General features: G+C 64.5%; 21 protein-coding genes. 19 read left to right on the forward strand and 2 right to left on the reverse strand.

All coding sequences use genetic code 11. The annotated features are described in order from the left end of the window. Window positions 1–3: 3 nt before the first annotated feature. From GPA25_RS06805 to GPA25_RS06830, 6 genes are all read left to right on the forward strand, one after another. A complete protein-coding gene (locus GPA25_RS06805; protein ID WP_169259612.1) occupies window positions 4–1,176 on the forward strand; it encodes an isovaleryl-CoA dehydrogenase in 1,173 nt (390 codons plus the stop codon). Beyond that, the gene (locus GPA25_RS06810; RefSeq protein WP_169259613.1) at window positions 1,176–2,783 is read left to right on the forward strand and encodes a carboxyl transferase domain-containing protein; all 1,608 of its coding nucleotides are present in this window, start codon (window positions 1,176–1,178) and stop codon (window positions 2,781–2,783) included. Before GPA25_RS06805 ends, GPA25_RS06810 begins: the two co-directional genes overlap by 1 nt. Window positions 2,784–2,796: 13 nt before the next feature. After that, window positions 2,797–4,800: an acetyl/propionyl/methylcrotonyl-CoA carboxylase subunit alpha gene (locus GPA25_RS06815; RefSeq protein ID WP_169259614.1), complete on the forward strand. Its 2,004-nt coding sequence runs from the start codon at window positions 2,797–2,799 to the stop codon at window positions 4,798–4,800. Window positions 4,801–4,941: 141 nt separating this feature from the next. After that, window positions 4,942–6,630, forward strand: a complete 1,689-nt coding sequence (locus tag GPA25_RS06820; RefSeq protein WP_169259615.1) for an AMP-binding protein — start codon at window positions 4,942–4,944, stop codon at window positions 6,628–6,630. Between the two features lie 19 nt (window positions 6,631–6,649). After that, window positions 6,650–7,324, forward strand: a complete 675-nt coding sequence (locus GPA25_RS06825) for a glutathione S-transferase family protein (protein WP_169259616.1) — start codon at window positions 6,650–6,652, stop codon at window positions 7,322–7,324. A gap of 19 nt (window positions 7,325–7,343) precedes the next feature. Next, window positions 7,344–9,332 (forward strand): acetoacetate--CoA ligase, encoded by a 1,989-nt coding sequence (locus GPA25_RS06830; RefSeq protein ID WP_169259617.1) that lies wholly within the window; start codon window positions 7,344–7,346, stop codon window positions 9,330–9,332. 47 nt (window positions 9,333–9,379) lie between these two features. Here GPA25_RS06830 and guaD read toward each other — a convergent pair whose 3' ends face one another. Together guaD and GPA25_RS06840 are read right to left on the reverse strand one after the other, a co-directional pair. After that, window positions 9,380–10,672, reverse strand: a complete 1,293-nt coding sequence (gene guaD / locus GPA25_RS06835) for a guanine deaminase (RefSeq protein WP_343034858.1) — start codon at window positions 10,670–10,672, stop codon at window positions 9,380–9,382. Between the two features lie 11 nt (window positions 10,673–10,683). Then, the gene (locus GPA25_RS06840) at window positions 10,684–11,235 is read right to left on the reverse strand and encodes an NUDIX hydrolase (protein ID WP_169259618.1); all 552 of its coding nucleotides are present in this window, start codon (window positions 11,233–11,235) and stop codon (window positions 10,684–10,686) included. Between the two features lie 204 nt (window positions 11,236–11,439). Between GPA25_RS06840 and GPA25_RS06845 the strand changes: the two genes are divergently transcribed. The 13 genes from GPA25_RS06845 to GPA25_RS06905 all read left to right on the forward strand — a co-directional run bounded on the left by GPA25_RS06845 (window position 11,440) and on the right by GPA25_RS06905 (window position 24,248). After that, a complete protein-coding gene (locus GPA25_RS06845; protein WP_169259619.1) occupies window positions 11,440–13,452 on the forward strand; it encodes a GGDEF domain-containing response regulator in 2,013 nt (670 codons plus the stop codon). Window positions 13,453–13,644: 192 nt separating this feature from the next. Further along, window positions 13,645–13,965, forward strand: a complete 321-nt coding sequence (gene flhD / locus GPA25_RS06850; RefSeq protein WP_169259620.1) for a flagellar transcriptional regulator FlhD — start codon at window positions 13,645–13,647, stop codon at window positions 13,963–13,965. Window positions 13,966–14,024: 59 nt separating this feature from the next. Further along, a complete protein-coding gene (gene flhC / locus GPA25_RS06855) occupies window positions 14,025–14,570 on the forward strand; it encodes a flagellar transcriptional regulator FlhC (protein ID WP_169259621.1) in 546 nt (181 codons plus the stop codon). A 151-nt stretch (window positions 14,571–14,721) separates the two neighbouring features. Continuing rightward, the gene (gene motA, locus GPA25_RS06860; protein ID WP_169259622.1) at window positions 14,722–15,576 is read left to right on the forward strand and encodes a flagellar motor stator protein MotA; all 855 of its coding nucleotides are present in this window, start codon (window positions 14,722–14,724) and stop codon (window positions 15,574–15,576) included. A gap of 70 nt (window positions 15,577–15,646) precedes the next feature. After that, window positions 15,647–16,681 (forward strand): flagellar motor protein MotB, encoded by a 1,035-nt coding sequence (gene motB, locus GPA25_RS06865; protein WP_169259623.1) that lies wholly within the window; start codon window positions 15,647–15,649, stop codon window positions 16,679–16,681. Window positions 16,682–16,864: 183 nt separating this feature from the next. Further along, window positions 16,865–17,728, forward strand: a complete 864-nt coding sequence (locus GPA25_RS06870; RefSeq protein WP_246265436.1) for a CheR family methyltransferase — start codon at window positions 16,865–16,867, stop codon at window positions 17,726–17,728. Beyond that, a complete protein-coding gene (locus tag GPA25_RS06875; protein ID WP_211162985.1) occupies window positions 17,712–18,350 on the forward strand; it encodes a chemotaxis protein CheB in 639 nt (212 codons plus the stop codon). The genes GPA25_RS06870 and GPA25_RS06875 overlap by 17 nt, the downstream gene beginning before the upstream one ends. Window positions 18,351–18,525: 175 nt before the next feature. Next, window positions 18,526–19,494, forward strand: coding sequence for a chemotaxis protein (locus GPA25_RS06880; protein WP_169259625.1), 969 nt, complete (start codon window positions 18,526–18,528; stop codon window positions 19,492–19,494). A 12-nt stretch (window positions 19,495–19,506) separates the two neighbouring features. Beyond that, entirely contained in the window at window positions 19,507–20,457 is a 951-nt protein-coding gene (locus GPA25_RS06885) for a chemotaxis protein (protein ID WP_169259626.1), read from the forward strand. Between the two features lie 39 nt (window positions 20,458–20,496). After that, a complete protein-coding gene (gene cheY / locus GPA25_RS06890) occupies window positions 20,497–20,898 on the forward strand; it encodes a chemotaxis response regulator CheY (RefSeq protein ID WP_169259627.1) in 402 nt (133 codons plus the stop codon). A gap of 37 nt (window positions 20,899–20,935) precedes the next feature. Next, window positions 20,936–21,793 (forward strand): protein phosphatase CheZ, encoded by an 858-nt coding sequence (gene cheZ / locus GPA25_RS06895; protein ID WP_169259689.1) that lies wholly within the window; start codon window positions 20,936–20,938, stop codon window positions 21,791–21,793. 98 nt (window positions 21,794–21,891) lie between these two features. Further along, the gene (locus GPA25_RS06900; RefSeq protein WP_211162986.1) at window positions 21,892–23,808 is read left to right on the forward strand and encodes a chemotaxis protein CheA; all 1,917 of its coding nucleotides are present in this window, start codon (window positions 21,892–21,894) and stop codon (window positions 23,806–23,808) included. Window positions 23,809–23,936: 128 nt separating this feature from the next. Then, window positions 23,937–24,248, forward strand: a complete 312-nt coding sequence (locus GPA25_RS06905) for a DUF3135 domain-containing protein (RefSeq protein ID WP_169259628.1) — start codon at window positions 23,937–23,939, stop codon at window positions 24,246–24,248. Window positions 24,249–24,254 lie beyond the last annotated feature (6 nt).

Consider the following 24,254-nt stretch of genomic DNA (forward strand, 5'->3'; position numbering starts at 1 on the left):
CAGATGAATATTCCGAGCTTGAACTTCAACCACGGCGAAACGCTCGATGCGCTGCGCGATGCGGTGCGCGACTTTGCGCAGAACGAGATCGCTCCGCGCGCGGCCGAGATCGACCGCGTCAACGAGTTCCCTGCCGACCTGTGGAAGAAGTTCGGCGACATGGGCCTGCTCGGCATGACCGTTGAAGAAGAGTACGGCGGCACCGGCATGGGTTACCTCGCACACATCATCGCGCTCGAGGAAATCTCGCGCGCGTCGGCCTCGGTCGGCCTGTCCTACGGCGCGCACTCGAACCTGTGCGTGAACCAGATCCGCCGCAACGGCAACGCCGCGCAAAAGCAGAAATACCTGCCCAAGCTGATCTCCGGCGAGCACGTCGGCGCGCTGGCGATGAGCGAGCCGAACGCCGGCTCCGACGTCGTGTCGATGAAGCTGCGCGCCGACAAGAAGGGCGACCGCTACGTGCTCAATGGCGCCAAGATGTGGATCACCAACGGTGGCGATGCCGATACGCTGGTCGTGTACGCCAAGACCGATGTCGACGCCGGGCCGAGAGGTGTCACCGCCTTCCTCATCGAGAAGGGCATGAAGGGCTTCTCGCACGGCACGCACCTCGACAAGCTGGGCATGCGCGGCTCGAACACCTACCCGCTGTTTTTCGACGACTGCGAAGTCCCGGAAGAGAACGTGCTCGGCGAGGTCGGCGGTGGCGTCAGGGTGCTGATGAGTGGCCTCGACTACGAGCGCACGGTGCTGTGCGGAGGCCCGCTGGGCATCATGGCGGCGTGCATGGACGTGGTGGTCCCTTACCTGCATGATCGCAAGCAGTTCGGCCAGAGCATCGGCGAATTCCAGCTGATGCAGGGCAAGGTCGCCGACATGTATTCGATCTGGAGCGCGAGCCGCGCCTATGTGTATGCGGTGGGCCAGGCCTGCGACCGTACGGACCACTCGCGCACGCTACGCAAGGACGCCGCCGGCGCGATCCTGTATTCGGCCGAGAAGGCGACGTGGATGGCGGGCGAGGCGATCCAGGCGCTGGGCGGTGTCGGCTACACCAACGAATACGCCACCGGCCGCCTGTGGCGCGACGCGAAGCTGTACGAGATCGGCGCCGGCACCAGCGAAATCCGCCGCATGCTGATCGGTCGCGAACTCTTCGCGGAGACGATGTGATGAGCGTCATCAAATCCTCGATCAACACGCGCAGTCCCGAGTTCCAGTCCAACGCGGCGGCGCTGCGCGGCCTGGTGGCGGATCTGCGTGAAAAGGCGGCGGAAGTCGCGCTGGGTGGCGGCACCTCGGCGTGCGAGAAGCACACCGCGCGCGGCAAGCTGCTGCCGCGCGACCGGGTCAATCATCTGCTCGACCCCGGCACGCCCTTCCTCGAAGTCGGCCAGCTCGCCGCCTATGGCATGTACGACGGCGACGCCCCCTCGGCCGGCGTCATCACCGGCATCGGCCGCGTCAAGGGCATCGAATGCATGATCGTCGCCAATGACGCGACGGTGAAGGGCGGCAGCTATTTCCCGATGACGGTGAAGAAGCACCTGCGCGCGCAGGAAATCGCGCAGATGAACAATCTGCCGTGTGTCTATCTCGTGGATTCCGGCGGCGCCAACCTGCCTACGCAGGACGAGGTCTTCCCCGATCGCGAACACTTCGGCCGCATCTTCTTCAACCAGGCCAACATGAGCGCGCAGGGCATCCCGCAGATCGCGGTCGTGATGGGCTCGTGCACCGCCGGCGGCGCCTATGTGCCGGCGATGAGCGACGAAGCGGTGATCGTCAAGAACCAGGGCACGATCTTCCTCGGCGGCCCCCCGCTGGTGAAAGCGGCGACCGGCGAGGTCGTCACCGCCGAAGACCTCGGCGGCGGCGACGTGCATACGCGCGTCTCGGGCGTGGCGGACCACCTTGCCGAGAACGACGCCCATGCCCTGTACATCGCGCGGCGCATCGTTTCCAATCTGAACCGCGTCAAGCCGGTCGGCATGCAGCTCGGCGTCGGCGAGGAACCGCTGTACGACCCCGAGGAACTCTACGGCATCATCCCCAACGACAGCCGCAAGCCCTACGACGTGCGCGAAGTCATCGCCCGCGTCGTCGATGGCTCGCGCTTCGACGAGTTCAAGCCGCGCTACGGCACCACGCTCGTCACCGGCTTCGCCCAGCTCTACGGCTACCCGGTCGGCATCGTCGCGAACAACGGCATCCTGTTCGGCGAATCCGCACAGAAGGGCGCGCATTTCGTCGAACTGTGCGCCCAGCGCGGCATCCCGCTGATTTTCCTGCAGAACATCACCGGCTTCATGGTCGGGCGCAAGTACGAAAACGGCGGCATCGCCAAGGACGGCGCGAAGATGGTCACCGCGGTCGCCACCGCGCAGGTGCCGAAGCTCACGATGATCATCGGCGGCAGTTTCGGCGCCGGCAACTACGGCATGTGCGGCCGTGCCTACAGCCCGCGCTTCCTGTGGATGTGGCCCAACAGCCGCATCTCGGTGATGGGCGGCGAGCAGGCCGCGAGCGTGCTCGCGACGGTGCGCCGCGACGGCATCGAAGCGAAGGGCGGCAACTGGAGCAAGGACGACGAAGAAGCCTTCCGTGCGCCGATCCGCGAACAATACGAAGTGCAGGGCCACCCCTACTACGCCACCGCGCGCCTGTGGGACGACGGTGTCATCGATCCGGCGCAGAGCCGCCGCGTGCTCGGCCTGTCGCTGTCGGCGACGCTCAACGCGCCGATTCCGCAGACGAAGTTCGGCCTGTTCCGGATGTAAGGGGGGAGACAGCATGTTTGAAAAAATACTGATCGCAAACCGCGGGGAAATCGCCTGCCGTGTCATCAAGACCGCCCGCCGCATGGGCATCCGCACCGTCGCCGTCTATTCCGAGGCCGATGCCAACGCCCGCCACGTGCGCCTCGCCGACGAGGCCGTGCTGATCGGCCCGGCGGCCGTCAAGGAAAGCTACCTCGTCATCGATCGCATCATCGCCGCGGCGAAGCAGACCGGCGCGCAGGCGATTCACCCCGGCTACGGCTTCCTGTCGGAGAACGAGGATTTCTGCCACGCCTGCGAACGTGAAGGCATCGTCTTCATCGGACCGCCGGTGTCGGCGATCCGCGCGATGGGCTCGAAGTCCGAAGCCAAGAAACTGATGGAGCTGGCCCGCGTGCCGCTGACGCCGGGCTACCACGGTGACAACCAGGAGCCCGACTACCTGCACCAGCAGGCCGACGCGATCGGCTACCCGGTGCTGATCAAGGCCGCGGCCGGTGGCGGTGGCAAGGGCATGCGCCTCGTGGAGAAGTCCGACGACTTCATCGCCGCGCTCGCCTCGTGCAAGCGCGAGGCGGCGTCCTCCTTCGGCGACGAGCACGTGCTGGTCGAGAAGTACATCATCCGCCCGCGCCACATCGAGATCCAGGTCTTTGGCGATACCCACGGCAACTGCGTCTACCTCTTCGAACGCGACTGCTCGGTGCAGCGCCGCCACCAGAAGGTGCTGGAAGAAGCGCCCGCGCCCGGCATGACGCCCGAGCGCCGCGCGGCGATGGGCAAGGCCGCGGTCGAGGCGGCCAAGGCGGTCGGTTATGTCGGTGCCGGCACCGTCGAGTTCATCGCCAACCAGGACGGCTCCTTCTACTTCATGGAGATGAACACGCGCCTGCAGGTCGAGCATCCGGTCACCGAGATGATCACCGGCCTCGACCTCGTCGAATGGCAGTTGCGCGTCGCCTCCGGCGAGCCGTTGCCGCTCGCGCAGGAACAGCTCGCGATCCGCGGCCATGCGCTCGAAGCGCGCATCTACGCCGAAGACCCGGCCAAGGGTTTCCTGCCCTCTACCGGCAAGCTGGTGCACCTCGCGCCGCCCGCCGAAGGCCTGCATGTGCGTGTCGACACCGGCGTCGAGGAGGGCGACGAGATCAGCCCGTTCTACGACCCGATGATCGCCAAGCTGATCGTCTGGGACGAGAGTCGCGAGCAGGCCCTCGCGCGCATGCTGCAGGCGCTCGCCGACTACCGCGTCGTCGGCGTCGCCAACAACATCGAGTTCCTGTCGCGCCTGACGAACTGCCCCGCCTTCTCCAGTGCCGATCTCGACACCGGCCTGATCGAGCGCGAAAAGGCTTACCTCTTCCCCGAAGGCGAACAGCCGCCGGCGGAGGTCTTCCTCGTCGCCGCGCTCGGCGAGCTGCTGCGAGAGGCGGCGCGTGCCGAGAGCGAAGCGCGCCGCGGCACCGACCCCGGCTCGCCGTGGCACGCGCGCGACGGCTGGCGCCTCAACGCGACTGCCTGTCGCGAGCTGATCTTCCGCCTCGGCGACACGCAAAAAAGCGTGCAGGTCGCCTACCGCGGCGACCGTTACACGCTTGACGTCGACGGTCGCTCGGCCGAGGCGCGCGGCGAACTCTACGAGCGCGGCCGGATGCGCGTCGAGTTCGATGGCACGCGCATGGACGCGACCGTGATTACCGCCGGTGAGAAGCGCCACGTGTTCCTGCACGGCCGCACCTGGCAACTCGCCAATGTCGACCCGCTGCACCACGCGGGTGAGGGCGGCGGCGCCGAAGGCGGTTTGCTCGCGCCAATGCCGGGCAAGGTCATCGCACTGATCGCCGAAGCCGGCGCAAAGGTCGCGAAGGGCGCGCCACTGCTGATCCTCGAAGCGATGAAGATGGAACACACCATCACCGCGCCCGCGGCCGGCACGGTCAAGGCCTTCCGCTTCGCGGTCGGCGACCAGGTCGGCGACGGCGCGGAACTGGTCGAGTTCGAGCCCGAGAAGGGCTGAGGGGGCTCATCGCAGCCCGCAGCGGTGACCAGCGCGACGTCTGCGCGGGCGCCGTTGCGCCTTGTCACGCCCGTCATCCGCAGTCGGGGCGGGCGTGCGAAAAACAAGATCCAGACAGATACGAGAATGGAGAGAGACATCATGACCCAGTCGAGCTACGTCCACGGCGCATCCGACAAGCCGCTGATCGGCCAGACCATCGGGCGCTTCTTCGACGAGGCCTGTGCGCGCCACGCGGCACGCGAAGCCCTCGTCGTGCGCCACCAGAACCTGCGTCTGAGCTATGCGGCGCTGAAGCAGCGCGTCGATGCCCTGGCGTGCAGCCTGATGCGCCTGGGCCTCAAGCGCGGCGAGCGCGTCGGCATCTGGTCGCAGAACAACGTCGAATGGGCGCTGACCCAGTTCGCCACTGCCAAGGCCGGCCTCGTGCTGGTGAACATCAACCCCGCCTACCGCCGCTCGGAGCTCGAATACGCGCTGAACAAGGTCGGCTGCCGCGCGCTGATCATGTCGCCGGCCTTCAAGACCAGCAATTACCTCGAAATGCTCGGCGATCTCGCGCCGGAACTGGCGCAGACCGAAGCCGGCAAGCTGCAGGCCGCAAAGCTCCCGTCGCTTGAGATCGTCGTCCGCATGGGCGCCGAGCGGACGCACGGGATGCTGAGCTTCGACGACCTGCTGCACGCGCCCTCCCGCGACGAACTCGATGCGCTCGAGGCGCTCGGTGATGAGCTGCAGTTCGACGACCCGATCAACATCCAGTTCACCTCCGGCACCACCGGCCAGCCCAAGGGCGCGACGCTGTCGCACCACAACATCCTCAACAACGGCTTCTTCGTCGGCGAGGCAATCCGCCTCGTCGAAGGCGACCGCGTGTGCGTCCCGGTGCCGCTGTACCACTGCTTCGGCATGGTCATGGGCAATCTTGGCTGTCTCACGCACGGCGCGACGATGGTCTATCCGGCCGAAGCCTTCGAACCGCTCGCGGTGCTCGAAACGCTGGCCGAGGAACGCTGCACGGCGACCTACGGCGTGCCGACGATGTTCATCGCGATGCTCGACCACCCGCGCTTCGCGGAATTCGACCTGTCGCGCCTGCGCACCGGCATCATGGCGGGCAGCCCGTGCCCGATCGAGGTCATGAAGCGCGTCATCGACAAGATGAACATGCGCGAAGTCACGATCGCCTACGGCATGACCGAAACCTCGCCGGTGAGCTTCCAGAGCGGCACCGACGACCCGATCGACCGCCGCGTATCAACCGTCGGCCGCGTCCAGCCGCACCTGGAAGTGAAGATCGTCGACACCGAAGGCCGCGTCGTGCCGCGTGGCACCCCCGGCGAGCTGTGTACGCGTGGCTACTCGGTGATGCTCGGCTACTGGGAAGACGAGGCCAAGACGCGCGAAGCGATCGACGTCGGCGGCTGGATGCACACCGGCGACCTTGCGACGATCGACGACGAGGGTTTCTGCAACATCGTCGGTCGCATCAAGGACATGGTCATCCGCGGCGGCGAGAACCTGTACCCGCGCGAGATCGAGGAATTCCTCTACCGCCATCCGAAGATCCTCGACGTGCAGGTCGTCGGCGTGCCGGACCAGAAATACGGCGAGGAGCTGTGCGCGTGGGTCATCGTGCGCGAAGGGCAGTCGCTCACCGAAGCCGAGGTCCGGGACTTCTGCCAGGGTCAGATCGCGCACTACAAGGTGCCGCGCTACATTCGCTTCGTCGACAGCTTCCCGATGACCGTCACCGGCAAGATCCAGAAATTCCAGATCCGCGAGCAGATGAAGCGCGAACTGGGGCTGGACGAAGCAAAGACCGCCTGAGCGGCGAGGAGAGGGGCACATGATCACGCTCTACCACTGCATCAGCGCGCGCTCGTTCCGGCCGCTGTGGATGCTCGAAGAACTTGGCCTGCCGTATGCGCTGAAGGTGCTGCCGTTTCCGCCGCGGCTCGAAGCGCAACAGTACCTCGAGGTCAATGCCCTCGGCACGATCCCGGCGTTCTGCGACGGCGCCACGCGCATGACGGAGTCGGCGGCGATCTGCCACTACCTCGCTGCCCGGCATTCGCCCGGCGGGCTCAACGTCGAAACCGACGAGCCCGATTTCGGCGCCTACCTGAACTACCTGCACTTCGGCGAGGCGACACTCACCTTCCCGCAGACGCTGGTCCTGCGCTACGCCCGCTTCGAGCCGCCGGAACGGCGCCAGCCCCAGGTCGCCGAAGACTACGCGAGATGGTTCCTGTCGCGCCTGCGCACGCTCGAGCCGCTGCTCGAAAAGCAGGAGTTCCTGTGCGCCGGGCGCTTCACCGCCGCCGACGTGTCGGTCGGCTACGCGCTGATGCTCGCCGACGACATCGGGCTCAAGGAGCGCTTCAAGCCCGCGGTGCTCGCCTATTGGCAGCGCCTGCAGGCGCGCGAAGCCTATCAGCGGGCGCTCGCCGCGCAACAGCGCGCTGCGGTCGAGCAGGGCGTGCCGCCACACTCGGTCGCGCAGGCGACCGGCCCGTTCTGAACGAGGAGACACAAGGAAAATGACGAACAAGGAATTCGACGATCGGCCGCTGTGGACCCCGCAGCCGCAACAGATCGCCGCCACCGGCATGGCCGCCTTCACCGAACGCGCCCGTCGCGTGTCGGGCCTGCAACTCGCCGACTACGATGCGCTGCACGCCTGGTCGGTCGGGCATTCGACCGCCTTCTGGCGCGAGATGTGGGACTTCGGCGGCGTGATCGGCGAGCGCGGCGCCCGCGACCTCGTCGACGGCGAGCGCATGCCCGGCGCGAGCTGGTTCCCGGACGCGCGGCTGAACTTCGCCGAGAACCTGCTGCGTGACGGCGGCAATCCCCAGGCACTGGTGTTTTGGGGCGAGGACAAGGTCAAGCGTGCACTGAGCCGCGCCGAACTGCGCATCGAGGTGGCCCGCTTCGCCGCTGCGCTGCGTGCCGCCGGTGTCCGCCAGCACGATCGCGTCGCGGCCTACATGCCCAACCTCCCCGAGACGCTCATCGCGATGCTTGCCGCGGCGAGTATCGGGGCGAGCTTCACCTCCGCGTCGCCCGACTTCGGCGTGCAGGGCGTACTCGACCGCTTCGGCCAGACCGAGCCCAAGGTCCTGATCGCCTGCGACGGCTACTGGTACAACGGCAAGGCCATCGACATCCGCGGCAAGCTCGCCGCGCTGATCCCGCAACTGCCCAGCGTCGAGCAACTGGTCGTGGTTCCCTACCTCGCGGCCGGTGCCACGCTCGACCTGTCCGGTGTTCCCGGTGCCGTGTCCTACAATGACTTCGTCGCACCATTCCGGCATGAGACCGAGCCGCAATATGTCCGCCTGCCGTTCAATCATCCCCTGTATGTGATGTATTCGTCCGGCACCACCGGCGTGCCGAAATGCATCGTGCATGGCGCCGGGGGCACGCTGCTGCAGCACCTCAAGGAACACACGCTGCACGCCGATGTGCGCGAAGGCGACCGCCTGTTCTACTTCACCACCTGCGGCTGGATGATGTGGAACTGGCTTGTGTCGGGTCTCGCGGCCGGTGCCACGCTGATGCTCTACGACGGCAATCCCTTCGTGGATGAGGGCCGAATCCTTTGGGATTACGCCCAGGCGGAGCGCATCAGCCATTTTGGCACCTCGGCGAAATACATCGAGACGCTCGCGAAGAGCGGCCTGCGCCCGGCCGAGTCCTACGACCTGTTAGCACTGCGTGCAGTGCTGTCGACCGGCAGCCCGCTCGCACCGCAGAGCTTCGATTTCGTCTACGACGCGATCAAGCGCGACGTGCAGCTTGCGTCGATTTCCGGCGGTACCGACATCGTTTCGTGCTTCGTCCTCGGCAACCCGGCCTTGCCGGTGTGGCGTGGCGAGATCCAGTGCATCGGCCTCGGCCTCGCCGTCCAGGTGTGGGATGACGACGGCCGTCCGGTTGCTGGCGAGAAAGGCGAACTGGTGTGCACCAAGCCCTTCCCGAGCATGCCGATCGGTTTCTGGAACGATCCGGACGGCGCCAAGTACAAGGCAGCGTATTTCGAGCGTTTCCCCGGCGTGTGGTGCCACGGCGACTTCTGCGAGATCACCGCGCACGGCGGCCTGATCATCCACGGCAGGTCGGATGCGACGCTCAACCCCGGTGGCGTGCGTATCGGCACCGCCGAGATCTACCGCCAGGTCGAGAAGCTGCCCGAGGTCGTCGAATCCATCGTCATCGGCCAGGACTGGCCGCCGGCCGACCCAACCGACGTGCGCGTCGTGCTCTTCGTGCGCCTGCACGACGGGCTCACCCTCGACGACGCGCTCGCCGCCCGCATCAGGCAGGCGATCCGCGACAACGCCACGCCGCGTCACGTGCCGGCGCGGATCGTGCAGGTCGCGGACATCCCGCGCACCAAGAGCGGCAAACTCGTCGAACTCGCGGTGCGCAACGTCGTGCATGGCCAGCCGGTGAAGAACATCGAGGCGCTGGGCAATCCGGAAGCGCTCGCGCTGTTCGAAAAGCGTCCCGAACTCGCCGCGTAAAGCAGGTGCGGCGCGGCGGGCGTCACGCTCCCCGCGCCGTGCTCGAGTCAGCCGCGCCGCCAGGCCGGCTCGCCGAGCACCCAGGTTTCCGCGACTGCGCGGTCGTCACCGAGCATCATCAGCACGAACAGCCGTTCCGCCAGTGTGGCGCAGGCCGCGCTGCGCCGCGCGAGCAGCGGCGTCGCCGCCGGATCGAGCACGACGAAATCCGCCTCCCGCCCGGGTGCGAAGCTGCCGATGCAGTCGTCCAGATACAGGCTGCGCGCCCCGCCGAGCGTCGCCAGGTAAAACGCCCGCTCGGCGGATAATCGCTGCCCGTTCAGCTGCAGCACCTTGTACGCCTCGCTGAGCGTCCGCAGCATCGAGAAACTCGTGCCAGCACCGACATCGGTACCGATCCCGACCCGCACGCCGAGTGCCTGTGCACGATCGAGATCGAACAGCCCGGAGCCGAGAAACAGGTTCGAGGTCGGGCAGAAACTCATCGCCGCACCGCTCGCCGCCATGCGCGCGCGGTCGGTGTCGTCGAGCCAGATGCAGTGCGCGAACACGCTGCGCGGCCCGAGCTGCCCGAAGCGCTCATACACGTCGAGATAGCTGCGCGCCTCGGGATACAGCTCGGCGATCCACGCGACTTCGCCGCGGTTCTCGGCGACGTGCGACTGCAGATACACCCCCGGATACTCCGCCAACAGGCGACCGGCCAGCCTCATCTGTTCCGGCGTCGACGTCGCCGCGAAGCGTGGCGTCACCGCGTACAGCAGGCGCTCGCGGCCATGCCATTTTTCGATCAGCGCCCGTGATTCCGCGTAGCCGCCCGCAGCGCTATCGCGCACGAAGTCCGGGCAGTTGCGGTCCATCAGCACCTTGCCAACAATCAGCCGCATGCGCCGCTTGAGTGCGGCGGCAAACAACGCATCGACCGATGCCGGATGCACGGTGGCAAAGGCCGATGCGCTCGTCGTGCCGTTTCTCAGCAACTCGTCGCAGAAGAACTCCGCCACCGCAGCTGCGTGGGCCGGGTTGGCGAAGTGGCGTTCGGCCGGATAGGTGTATTTCTCCAGCCATGTCAGCAACTGCTCACCGTAGCTCGCGATGATATCGCTCTGCGCATAATGAACATGCGTGTCGACGAAGCCGGGCAGGATCAACTTGCCGCGGAAGTCCTCGATCGGCGTTTCGGCGGACAGTTTCGCGAGCAGTGCGTCGGAGTCTCCCAGTTCCGCGACATAGCCATCGCGCACGACCAGCACGCCGTCGGCAAAATGCTCGAGTGCAGCGGCGCCATGCTCGACCGGATCGCCGAGAAAATGCAGGATTTCGCCCCGGATAGCGCGCACGGGCGGGGGACTCAGGGGCTGTCGGAAAACGGCGGCAAGGCGATGCTGCCGGTGTGAAAGCGGAAGTTGCCGTGACGCCGGTCTTCGAAGTAGTGGCGCAGCGTCATTGCGATCGTACGGAAGGCAATGTCCTGCCACGGAATGTCTTCCTCCGCGAACAGCGCCACCTCCAGTGATTCCTCGCCGGGCGCGAATTCGAGATCGAGCAGGCGCGCGCGGTGAACGATATGCACCTGGCTGATGTGCGGCACATTGATGAGCGTGAACAGCTCGCCCACCTCGATGCGCGCGCACGCCTCCTCCAGCGTTTCGCGCGCAGCCCCTTCGGCAGTGGTCTCGGCGTTTTCCATGAAGCCTGCGGGCAGGGTCCAGAATCCGTGGCGTGGCTCGATTGCCCGCCGGCACAGCAGGATACGGTCTTCCCACTCGGGAATCGCACCCACCACGATCTTCGGATTTTGATAATGAATGCTCCCGCAACTCGGACACACGTGGCGCGGCAACGTGTCTCCGGGCGGGATGCGCAGCGCAACCGTTGCGCCGCAGTTTGAGCAGAACTTCATCGTGATGGCCGAACATTTTGTTGAACCCGATTCTAGCCCGGAACCCCGGTGCCCGGCGTTCGTACGACATGGCGCCTGCGCAGGCACGGTGACAGTGCACGTGTCTGCAGGGTAGAGTGCAGCGGTTTCCAATTCTGTTTGCGGTACGGCGGCCGGTGGAGTGTTTCCGGGGGTGGTTCCGCACGGACCGTTCAAGGCAAGCCGATGTCCCCTCCGATTGACATGAACCGATTCGAGCAGATCCGTGCTTCGGGCGATTTGCCGTCGCCGAAAGGGGTTGCGCTCTCGGTCATCCAGCTCACGCGTCAGCAGGATGTGTCGATCGCCGAACTCGCGCGCGTCATCAGCGGCGACCCGGCGTTCGTCGGCCGGCTCATCAAGGCCGCCAATGGCTTGGTGGCGCTGAGCCGGCGCCCGGTCGTATCGGTGCAGGAGGCGTTGATGGTGCTGGGTCTGCCCGCGGTGCGCACCATGGTGCTGGGCTTTTCCCTGCTCTCCAATTATCGTCACGGTGCCTGCCGGAACTTCGATTACAACCGTTTCTGGAGCGCATCGCTGGCCACCGCCCTGGCGACGCAGGTATTTGCCGAACGTAGCCGCGCCGCCGCCGCCGACGAACTGTTCAGCGTCGGTCTGCTCAGTCGCGTGGGCGAACTCGCCCTCGCGACCCTTTACCCCGGCGACTACGAAGGTGTGCTCGACGCCGCGCGCCAACCCGGCGCGCCGGCGCTGCCTGAACTCGAGCAGGCCCAGTTTGCCCTGAGCCACCACGAACTGACGCACGCGATGCTGGCGGACTGGGGGTTGCCGCGGATCTTCGTTGACGTCGTCGGTCATGTCGAGGAACCGGAAGCGGCCGACTACGCCGAAGGTGCGCGTTCGCGCGCCCTGTTACAGACCCTCGTTGCCGGGCGTTGTGTCGCAGAGATCTGCGTGTCGGACGAGAGCGCGCGTCCCGCGCTGATGCCGCAACTCTTCGCCGAGGGAGGGCGACTCGGCTTCGAGCGCGACTGTCTCATCTCCGACTGCGAGCGCGTCGTTCGCCTGTGGGTGGAGTGGGGGGCTTTACTGCAACTCGATCAGAAGACCCCGCCGAGCTTCGCCGAGCTCGCTGCAATGGAATCCGCGGTGATCATCCCTCCGCCAGGACAGGCCGCCGGCGAGACGAGGAATCCGCCGGACGCCAATGGCGCGCCTGAGCACGTGCGCCTGCCGCTCTCGTCCGGCCACACGCCGCGTGTGCTTATCGTCGATGACGAGCCACGCACGCGCGCCAACCTGCGTGGCGTGCTCGAGCAGGGCGGCTACGAGGTTTACGAGGCAGGCAACGGCCGGCAGGGCATGGAGCAAGCCCTCGAGTTGCAGCCGCAGATGATGATTCTCGACTGGAACATGCCGGAGATGAGTGGCCCCGATCTCGTGCGCGCATTGCGTCAGACGCGCATCGGCCAGACCATCTACATGATCCTGCTGACGCATCGTGGCGACGAAGAGCATCTCGTCGAGGCCTTCGACGCCGGCGCGGACGACTTCATCGCCAAGCCGCTGCGTCCGCGCGTGCTGGCTGCGCGCCTGCGTGCCGGCCTGCGCGTGGTGCGGTTGCAGCAGGAACTCGAACGCGAGCACGAAGAAATCCGCCATTTCGCCGCGCAGCTGGCGGTGACCAACCGGCGCCTGCAGGAAGCCGCGCTGACCGACGCGCTCACCGGCTTCCCCAACCGCCGCTACGCCATCGACCGCATCCAGCAGGAGTGGACCGCCGCGATGCGCTGGGGGCGTCCGCTGGCGTGCATGATCATCGACCTCGACAACTTCAAGCAGATCAACGACACCTACGGCCACGACGTCGGTGATGACGTGCTGCGCAGCGCCGCCGATGCGTTGCGTGGCGCATTGCGCGGTCAGGACGTGATCTGCCGTACCGGTGGCGACGAGTTCCTCGCGATCTGCCCGGAAACCGATCTCCCGCGCGCGCTTACCTGCGCCGAACGCCTGCGCGCTGCACTCGACCGCCTGTCGCTGTCGGCCGGCGAGGTGAAACTGCAGATCAGTGCCAGCATCGGTGTCGCGATGCGCGAGAGCAGGATGGCCGACGTCGATGCCCTGATGAAACAGGCCGACCTCGGGGCCTATCTGGCCAAACAGAAAGGCCGCAACTGCGTTGCGACCGTGCAGCGTACCGAGCCGGGCGCGGACGGGGGCGCCGCCGCTTCCTGAGCCCGATTTGCGCGGCCGTCGCGGATATGTCGTAAGCAATACGGCGTACCTTTTTGTATTGCGATACAAAGCCTTAAGAATTGTATGGTTATGAGTTGTGGTGCCGCTACAACAGCCGCCCATGCACGCTTACTTGCATTTGCTAACAATTCACTTTAACTTTGTGTCGCTTGTCCCTGAAAGGGAGCAAAAATGAAACGCCCCGATTTTCAGCTTGAGATCCAGGAACTCAACCTCGCCTACCTCATGCTCGCCCAGCAGATGCTGCGCAGCGACCGTGAAACCGCGATGTTCCGGCTGGGCGTCGGCAAGGATGTTGCCGATCTGATTGAAGGTCTGACCAGCGCCAAGCTGGTGAAAATGGCGAATAGCCAGATGTTGTTGCCCAGTTTCCGGTTTGACGATGCCCTGCTTGCCGGTCTGCTTGCCGGCAAGGGCAGGGATGCGACCAGCTCGAGCCTGCACGCGGCGATCGTTGCCGCAGGCAAGCCCGTCAAGGGGCTGGCCGGATAGCTTGCGAGGAAAGCGCTGCACACCTAGCCGCTTTGATCGCGAGCCTTGAGGAGAAGAAGATGAAGAACAAGAGCATCATCGAAGAAGCTGAAGATATTCAGCGCGCGGCCGAAATGGTCCGTCTGGGCGCCCGCATGCAGATGCTGGAAGCCGAAACCAAGCTCAGCCGCGAGCGCTTGCTGAAGATCTACAAGGAAGTGCGCGGCATGTCGCCGCCGAAGGGCATGCTGCCCTTTTCGACCGACTGGTTCATGACCTGGCAGCCGAACGTCCACGCCTCGCTGTTCATGGCGTTTTTCGCGTTCTTCCGGGAGCGCGCAAGCCTCAACGGGCTCGATGCGATCCTCAAGGCCTACCACCTGTACCTCGACCACATCGAAGCCGAAAGCACCGAGCCGGTGCTCAGTCTGACCCGCGCCTGGACGCTGGTGCGGTTTTTCGATGCCGACCTGCTCCAACTCGCGCCGTGCACCACCTGTGGTGGCCGCTTCGTGGCCCACGCCTACGACCCGACGCATGAATTCGTCTGCGGGCTGTGCAACATGCCGTCGCGTGCCGGCAAGACCAAGCGTGCCGCCAAGGCCGCCCTCGCCGAAGCTGACTGACCGATCCCTGTCGCGTTTTTCGGGCCGCCGCAATTGCTGGCGGCCTTTTGGTTTTTTGGGGGTCAAGTTTCGTGCGCCGGTGACGTTACAATCACCACAATCTTGCATGGCGCACCGCAGCGTGCGCGGATGAACCGACAGGGGCTTCCCGGTGTTTCTCATCATTGGTTATTTGATCATTCTTTTGGCCTCGGTCGGGACGTATTCCTTCCATGGCAGCCTGATGGCGCTGTGGATGCCAATGGAGTATCTCGCGATCGTCGGCCTGATGGTCGGGGGCTTCATCGCGGGCAACGGTACCAAGGCACTCAAGGCAACGCTGGCGGCCATGCCGTCGGTGCTGAAGGGCTCCCCTTACACCAAGACGATGTACATGGATCTGCTGGGTCTGCTCTACGAGGTGCTCGCCAAGGTGCGCAAGGAAGGGCTGATGTCGATCGAGAACGACGTCGATAACCCCGATTCCAGCCCGATCTTCACCAAGTATCCGACGGTGATGGCCCATCATCATGCGATCGAGTTCCTGACCGACTACCTGCGCATGATGGTCGGTGGCAACCTCAATGCGTTCGAGATCGAGAACCTGATGGACAAGGAAATCGACACGCACCATCAGGAAGCACACATCGCCCCGCATGTCATGGCCAAGACGGGCGACGCCCTGCCCGCGTTCGGTATCGTCGTCGCGGTGATGGGCGTGGTGAACGTGATGGGCTCGGTGGGGCAGCCGCCGGCGGTGCTCGGCAAGATGATCGGCGGCGCGCTGGTCGGTACCTTTCTCGGCATCCTGATTTCCTACGGCTTCGTCCAGCCGATCGCAAGCCAGCTCGAACAGCGCGTCGAGGAAAGCGGCAAGGTCTTCGAATGTATCAAGCTGGTCCTGCTCGCCAGCATGAACGGCTATGCGCCGCAGGTGGCGGTGGAGTTCGGACGCAAGGTGCTGTATTCGAGCGAGCGGCCAACCTTCTCCGAACTCGAGCAGGACATCAAGAGTCGCAAGGGTTGAGTGCCATTGTCATGATGGACGACGTTTTTTGGCAAGCATTCTTCGGGTGTGAACGGGAGCTGCGTCTGCCATGAGCGACGATACCCAGCAGCCAATCGTCATCAAGCGCATCAACAAAGTCGCCGCGGCTGCGCATGGCGGTGCATGGAAGATCGCATATGCGGACTTCGTCACCGCGATGATGGCGTTCTTTCTGCTGATGTGGCTGCTCGGATCCACCGCCCAGGGTGACCTGGAGGGCATTGCCGATCATTTCCAGAACCCGATGAAGATCTCGATGCATGGCGGGTCGGGCTCCGGGGACAGCTCCAGTGTCATCAAGGGCGGGGGCGAGGATCTGACCCGATCGCTCGGTCAGCGCAAGCGCGGCGACGTCGAAGGGCGCCGCTCGATCAACCTCGACGCGGCCAAGGGGCGTGAAATCTACCGTATCGATGGTGACGACGAAGGGATCGAGGCAGTGCGCGAACGTGCCCGCCTTGAAGACCTCAAGGGGCGCATCGAAGCGCTGGTCGAGGCAGACCCGAAGCTGCGCGGTTTCCGGAACCAGATCCTTATCGACATCACCTCGGAAGGTTTGCGTATCCAGATCGTGGATGAGCAGAACCGGCCGATGTTCAACACCGCCAGCGATGAACTGCTGCCCTACACCCGCGACCTGTTGCGCGCCATCGGGCGGGCGCTCAACGATGTCCCCAATCGCCTGAGCTTGTCCGGACATACCGATGCCGCGCGTTACGCCGGCGGCGAGCGTGGCTTTTCGAACTGGGAACTGTCCAGCAACCGCGCCAACGCGTCGCGTCGCGAACTGGTTGCCGGCGGGCTGGAGGCGGGCAAGGTGATTCGGGTTGTCGGACTTGCGGATACGGTTCCGTTGAAGAGGGACGACCTGTTTCACGCGACCAACCGACGCATCAGCATCATCGTCATGAACAGGAAGACCGAGGAGGCTGTGCGCTCGCAGGCGGGTTTGCTGGACATCGGTGCGGATGCGCCGCTCGATGACGAGGCGCTGCGCCAGAACATCGAAAGCAAAACACCGCCGCCAGTCGCGCCGGCCACGCGTCCGCGCCCGCGGCCCACGCCCGGCGCACCGCCGTCCTGATGTGATGTGCCTTTTGTTGCGAGGGCCGGTGTTCGACCGCAGCCCCGAACAGGAATGGGAGGAGTTCTAAGCATGCCCGTGGGAGATCCCCCGCATTTCCGAAAACCCCTGAGCCCGGGCTTGTCTCCGCGCCCTGCGCCGGCGACTTCCGGGCGGGGGGCTGCGGAGCCCACATTCGCAGCCATGGCGGCCGCGTCGGCAGCGGCGGCGATGGCCGGCGACCGTGATCGCGAATTCGAGCTGACCAGCGCGGACTTCGAGCGGATCCGCAAGCTGATCCATGACCATGCCGGCATCGTCCTGTCGCCCGCCAAGCAGGACATGGTGTACAGCCGCCTCGCGCGGCGCCTGCGCGTGTGTGGCGACCGTACCTTTGCCGAATACATTGCCCGCCTCGAACGCGATCGCATCGAGTGGGAGACCTTCGTCAATTCGCTGACCACCAATCTCACCTCGTTTTTCCGCGAGGCACATCATTTCGACATCCTTGCCGAGCGCATGCGGCGTGTCGCCGAAAAGCGCGTCATCCGTATCTGGTGCAATGCGGCATCCACCGGCGAGGAACCCTATTCACTGGCGATCACCGCCTGCGAGGCCTTCGACACGCTGACCCCGCCGGTGCAGATCTTCGCCAGCGATATCGATACAAATGTGCTGGCGCATGCCGAACGTGGGCTGTATCGCGAGGACCGCATCCTTCGCCTGTCGCCCGAGCGCATCCGGCGTTACTTTCAGCGCGGTGCCGGCGTCCCTGAGGGCGAGCTGCGGGTGCGTCCGGAGTTGCAACGCTTGTTGAGCTTCCGGCGCATCAATCTGCTTGACCCGAATTGGTCCGTGCAGGGGCCGCTGGATGCGATCTTCTGTCGTAACGTAATGATTTATTTCGATAAGGCGACGCAGTACACGATCCTCAAGCGTTTTGCTCCCCTGTTGCGCAAGGACGGGGCCTTGTTTGCCGGACATTCGGAGAGTTTCATGCACGCAGCCGATCTTTTCCGCTCGATGGGCCGCACTGTCTACCAACGCATCGATGCCGGCGCCGCTTAACACGCCGTCCGCCACGGGCGCCGCGTTCCATGGGACGCGTATTATCTTCATCGGCGCGTCGACGGGCGGTACCGAGGCGATCAAGCAGGTCTTGCTCGGGTTGCCGCAATGCGTGCCACCGGTGATGATCGTGCAGCACATGCCGGAAATGTTTACCACTGCGTTTGCCCGCCGACTCGACGGCTTGTGCGAAATTCGCGTCAAGGAGGCGGAGGACGGCGAACCGCTCGTGTCCGGCACTGCATACATTGCGCCCGGGCATTCGCATCTCGCGGTGCGCCGTGCGTCAAGCGGGTTCCAGTGCTCCCTGTCGCGTGCCGAGCCGGTCAATCGACATCGGCCGTCGGTAGACGTGCTGTTTTCGTCGGCCGCGCAGCAGATTGGCACGGGGGCAATCGGCGTGCTGCTGACCGGCATGGGCAAGGACGGCGCGCGCGGCCTGCTCGAGATGCGTCGCGCGGGCGCCTGGACGATTGCCCAGGACCATGATTCGTGTGTTGTCTACGGCATGCCGCGCGAGGCCACAATGATCGGTGCGGCGTGCGAAGTGGTGCCGCTCCGGGACGTCGCGCAGCACGTTCTCAAACAGCTTGCGCAGCCGGGGAGTGGGGCGCATCGATAAGTTTTTTCGCGCCGGAGATCGGGGCCGGCTTGCATGTCTTGATGAGAAAATGTCGCCACGGCAAGTCAGATTGCGTTGCCCCCTCAAGAATTTCCGGATGCTGACGTTATCTTGATTGAAATCACGGCGCACCTGCGCCGCCCAGAACATATTGCCGCGTCTAGCGGAGAGTGAAATGTCCGAACTGTTCAAGAATATCGAAGCCCGCACGCGTCTGGCCGGCACCAACAAGCTGGAGATCCTGCTGTTCACGCTCGGCGTCGATCAGCGCACCGGGCGCCGGGAAACCTTCGGCATCAACGTGTTCAAGGTGCGCGAGGTGATGCGTACTCCGGCCATCACGGCTGCGCCCGAGATGCCGGCAGCGGTCGAGGGCATGGTCAGTCTGCGCGGCGTGCTGGTGCCGGTGGTCGACCTCGGGCGCTACGTCGGCGTGGGTGGTAACGCCCAGCGCGACATCATGATCGTCACCGAATACAACGGCCACACGCAGGGCTTCCTCGTCGAGGCAGTCGACACCATCCTGCGCCTCGACTGGTCGCAGATGCGGGTGCCGCCCGACATGCTCACCGCGAACCTGGGCGGGCTGGTGACGGCCGTTACCGAGCTGCAGGACAAGAAGCTGGTGATGATGCTCGACGTCGAGAAAGTGCTGGCCGAGACCACCAGCCAGGACGACCAGTTCATGTTCAAGGGCATCGAACCGATCGAGGGCGCCAAGTACACGGTGTTCTTTGCCGACGACTCGTCCGTCGCGCGCAAGCAGATCGAGCGCACGCTCGACGTGCTGGGCGTGCCTTACGTGGGGTCGGTCAACGGACGCATGGCCTGGGAGGAGCTGCAGAAGGCCGCCCGCCATGCCGAGGCCACCGGGCGCAAGGTGAGCGATGTCGTGAGTCTGGTGCTTACCGATGTCGAAATGCCGGAAATGGACGGCTATATCCTGACCAAGTCGATCAAGTCCGACCCGCGCTTTGCCGGGATCCCGGTGATCATGCATTCGTCGCTTTCCGGCATGTCGAACCAGCAGCTTGGCACGTCGGTCGGCGTCGACGAATACGTCCCGAAATTTGAGCCGCAGCGTCTGGCCGAGACGCTGCGCCGCCTGCTGGGCCGCGACGCCCCGCAGACTCGTGCATCGTGAGGAAGCATTGTCATGTCAGCTTATGATACGGACGACAACGGCCTGTTGAATGTGGTCGACGGGCGCACCAGCCTTGCCGGTTCCAACCGCATGGAGATCTTGTTGTTCTCCCTCGGTACTTCCGAAACCTTCGGCATCAATGTCTTCAAGGTCAAGGAGGTGTCGACGGCGCCGTTCATCACCAGGGCCCCGAACATGCCGATCGGGGTCGAAGGGCTGATCTCGTTGCGTGGCAATGTGATCCCGGTGCTGGCCCTGTCGAAGATCCTCGGGCTCGCGCAGCCGGGCGAACCATTGGGCGCGTCGATGATGGTCACCGAATACAGCAAGCGCACCCTCGGTTTTCTCGTCGAAGGCGTCGATCGCATCATCCGCGTGGACTGGGACAAGGTGCGCGCTCCGGACAACGTTTCCAGCAGCGTGCATAACTACATCACGGCAATTACCGAATTGCCCGACGGTAAACTGGTTTCCATCGTGGATGTGGAGACGGTGCTGGCATCGACGTTTGGCGACGCCGTGGTGGGCAATATCGCCCCGATTGCCGGTGGGCAGAATTACGATATCTTTTATGTCGATGACTCCGCCGTCGCGCGCCGCAAGATTGCCGAGGTGCTCGACAAGCTGGGCGTCAAGCACAAGCATGCGGTCAATGGGCTGGAGGCCTGGACCCGTCTGCAGGGCATGGCCAGTCATGCGCAGCAATGCGGTCGTTACCTCAGTGACGAACTGGACCTGATCCTCGTCGATGCGGAAATGCCCGAAATGGACGGGTACGTATTGACGCGCAATATCAAGGCAGATACCCGCTTCGACGGCATCCCGGTGGTGATGCACTCGTCCCTGTCCTCGGAAGCGAACCGGGCCATGGGAAAGCGGGTCGGGGTCGATGCATACGTGGCAAAATTCGACGCCGATGCGCTCGCAGATACCTTGCGTCCGCTGCTGACCCGGGGCCACTAGGCGAAGACCGGGCTGTCAGAAAGATTACGGAGATACACCATGTCCGACCCCAAGATGAAATTTCTCGTCGTCGATGATTTTTCGACCATGCGCAGGATCGTGCGCAATCTGCTCAAGGAACTCGGGTTCACCAACGTCGATGAAGCCGAGGATGGCGCCGTGGCCTTGCAGAAGCTCAACAGCGCACCATTCGATTTTGTCGTGACCGACTGGAACATGCCCAACATGGACGGGCTGACTTTGCTGCAGACGATCCGCCAGACGCCCCATCTGAAGCATCTGCCGGTGCTGATGGTGACCGCCGAGGCCAAGAAGGAAAATATCATCGCAGCGGCGCAGGCCGGGGCCAGCGGCTACATCGTCAAGCCTTTCACGGCGGCGACGATGTCGGAGAAGCTGGAAAAGATCTTCGAGAAGATGGGCAAGAAGGCCGCCGCGTGAGCGGACGGCCCATGAAAAGGGATAGGGGAGGCCGATGATGGCGAAGAAGCTGAAAATCGATGAGGCCGGAGATTCGGATGATCTCCAGGCCCTGTTCGACAGCATCGCGAACAGTCCGCAGCAGACAGCGCCGAAGGCCGAGCCGGCGCCCAAGGCGGTGAATGGCGACGACGACGAGTTGCAGTCGCTATTTGATTCCGTGGCAGCCGAATTCGAGGCCGGGTTTCAGGAGGCCGCGCAGGAAACGGCTCCGGTCACCAGGGCGGGCGCTGACGGGCAAACGGAGCACTCTTGCGACGCGGTGTTTACGCGGATCGGCCAGATGACAAGACAAGTCCACGATACCTTGCGCGAACTGGGTTCCGAAGACGGGTTGCAGGACGCGGTTCAGGCAATACCCGACGTCCGCCAGCGTCTCAGCTACATCGCGCAGATGACTGAGCAGGCCGCCAGCCGTGTGCTCAACGCCACCGACATCGCCCAGCCGATCCAGAACAAGCTCCACGCGGATGCCCGCGGTCTGCAGGTGAAATGGGACAAGTTGTTCGCCAATCAGCTCTCGGTCGACGAGTTCAAGGCCCTGTCGAACGACACGCGCGGTTTTCTCGGCGAGGTTGCCCAGGCGAGCCGTGCGACCAACGAGCAGCTGATGGAAATCATGATGGCGCAGGATTTCCAGGATCTCACCGGCCAAGTCATCAAGAAGGTGGTCGAACTTGCGCAAAAACTCGAAACCGAGCTGCTGCAGGTCTTACTGGAAGTCACTCCGCCTGAAAAGCGCGGTGAAAAGCACAGTGGCCTGATGAATGGCCCGGTGGTCAGCTCCGCGGGGCGCGACGATGTGGTGACGACGCAGGAGCAGGTCGACGATCTGCTTGGTAGCCTGGGCTTTTGATGATCATGCCGCCCGGCGACGCCTTGCGTAAGCCGGGCGGCAGGCGTGACGAGGGTGCCGGGAATGCGGCCCGTCGGGAACTATAGAGCGAGAACGTTATGAGTGACTTCGCGGGAATGGAAGACCTTCTTCAGGATTTCCTGATTGAAGCGGGAGACCTGCTCTCCGGGGTCGACAACAAACTGGTGGATCTCGAACGGGCACCCGATGATCGCAACCTGCTGAACGAGATTTTTCGCGGATTCCACACCATCAAGGGCGGGGCCGGGTTCCTCAATGCGACCGAGCTGGTCACCCTGTGCCACTTGACGGAAAATCTGTTCGACAACCTGCGTAACGGCCAGCTGGAGATCACGCCCGAAGTAATGGACGTGATTCTCGAAGCCACCGGTACGGTGCGCGACATGTTTGCGAGCCTTGAACAGGGCACCCAGCCTTCACCGGCAGAAGGGGAACTGATCGGTCGCCTCAGGCAGGCGATCGCCGGCGAACTGGCCGGCGGGCAATCGGTCGCAGACGCCGGCGCCGAAGCTCCCGCGGCGCATGCACCCGCTGCAGCTTCGGCTTCCCCTGCGGGGAAGGCCGGTCCCGACTGGGAACTGCTGCACGGTGCGCTCGTCGGCGTGCCGGCCCTGAAGGAGGTCCGCGAGGTGAAGCCGCCTGCCGCCGCCGTGATGCCTGCCGCGCCGGTCAAGGCACCGGAGGAAGTCATCAAGGCTGCCACCGGACGGCGCGCCAGCGACAAGCCGGGGGCGGCGGCGCCTGCGGGACGTCGCGAGGGCGAAAAACAACGGGACAATTCGATCCGTGTCGATACCACGCGGCTCGACCAGGTGCTCAACCTGTCGGGTGAAATCGGCTTGACCAAGAATCGCCTGAATGCCTTGCGCAGCGACATCCTGAGCGGCCGCAACGATACCGAAACGCTGCATTCGCTCGATCTTGCGGTGAGTCAGCTCGATCTGCTGGTGTCGGACCTGCAGAACGCGGTGATGAAGACGCGCATGCAGCCGATCGGACGGCTGTTCCAGAAGTACCCGCGCATTGCGCGCGATCTTGCGCGCAACATGGGCAAGGATGTGGAGTTGGTGCTGGCCGGCGAGGAAACCGAGATCGACAAGACGATGATCGAGGATCTGGCCGATCCGATCATCCACCTGATCCGCAATGCGGTTGATCACGGCGTCGAAGATAGCGCAGAGCGGACTGCGAACGGCAAACCGGAAAAATCGATTGTCCGTCTCGAGGCACGTCAGGAAGGCGATCACATCGTGATCCTGGTGGCCGATGACGGGCGCGGCATGAACGCCGAGCGTTTGCGTGCGAAGGCGGTCGAGAAGGGGCTCATCACCGACGAAGAGTCGAATGCGATGGACGAGCGCCAGAGTTTCAATCTGGTGTTCCTGCCGGGTTTCTCGATGGCCGTGCAGGTCTCGGATGTTTCGGGGCGCGGCGTGGGGATGGACGTTGTGCGGACGAACATCCAGAAGCTCAATGGCAACATTGAAATCCAGTCGGTGCTCGGCAAGGGTACGACCTTTGTTATCAGCCTGCCGCTGACGCTGGCGATTCTGCCCGTGCTGCTGGTGCGTCTCGGCGATCAGCCCTTTGCGGTGCCGCTGTCGATGGTGCGCGAGATTCTGCCGATCGAAGCGCGCGAAGTGCAGGAAGTCGGCGGGCGGGCCACGATGGTGGTGCGCGGCGAAGTCCTGCCCATCCTGCCGCTGGCGGGCCTGTTGGGCTGGCCGCTCGACCGCTCTCCGGGGTACGGCGTGTTGATGCAGACGGCCGAGATGTCGTTCATCCTCGCAATCGACAGTTTCGCGGGCCGCGAGGATGCGGTGATCAAGTCGCTCGACGATTTCCGACCGAAGGGGGTCGCCGGGGTGACCACACTGTCGAATGGCCAGATCGTGTTGATCCTCGACATGAAGGAACTGCTCGGCAGCGCCGGTGATCAGCGCTGGATGAGTCGTTTGTCGCTGATGGCGAAAAAGCCGGTCCTCGCCGCCTGATTGAATCCGCCGACCGCTCGCGCACGGTGGTCGGTACCCGGCGCAGGGAGACGCATCCTTGCTGCGCCGGATTTCCACTCCTACGATGAAGTACGGGGCAATCTTGCCGTGCCCCGGTAGGGGTGGTCATGTCCGAGTTCGATTTCGACCGCTGGCGCGAGTTGGCGGAGCGGGATCCTGAAGCGTTCTTCAGGGCGCGCCGTCGTGCCATCGAGCATCTTATCGACAGCTATCCGCCGGGCCGGCGCGAATACTTGCGCGACATGCAGCGGCACATCGATTGTGTGCGGGCGTGTGCCGGCACGCCTGTCAAAGCGTTGCACTGTCTTGCGGCGATGATGCAGGACCGACTCGTGGCGCTGCAGCACCAGAACGAGTTATTGCGAGGGCTGGCGGTGAAGTTGCGGCACTCCGTCGGTGTCGACGAAGTGCCCGGTTGAGCTGTT

Origin of the sequence: Aromatoleum diolicum (assembly GCF_012910955.1) — a bacterium.
Classification (GTDB): domain Bacteria; phylum Pseudomonadota; class Gammaproteobacteria; order Burkholderiales; family Rhodocyclaceae; genus Aromatoleum; species Aromatoleum diolicum.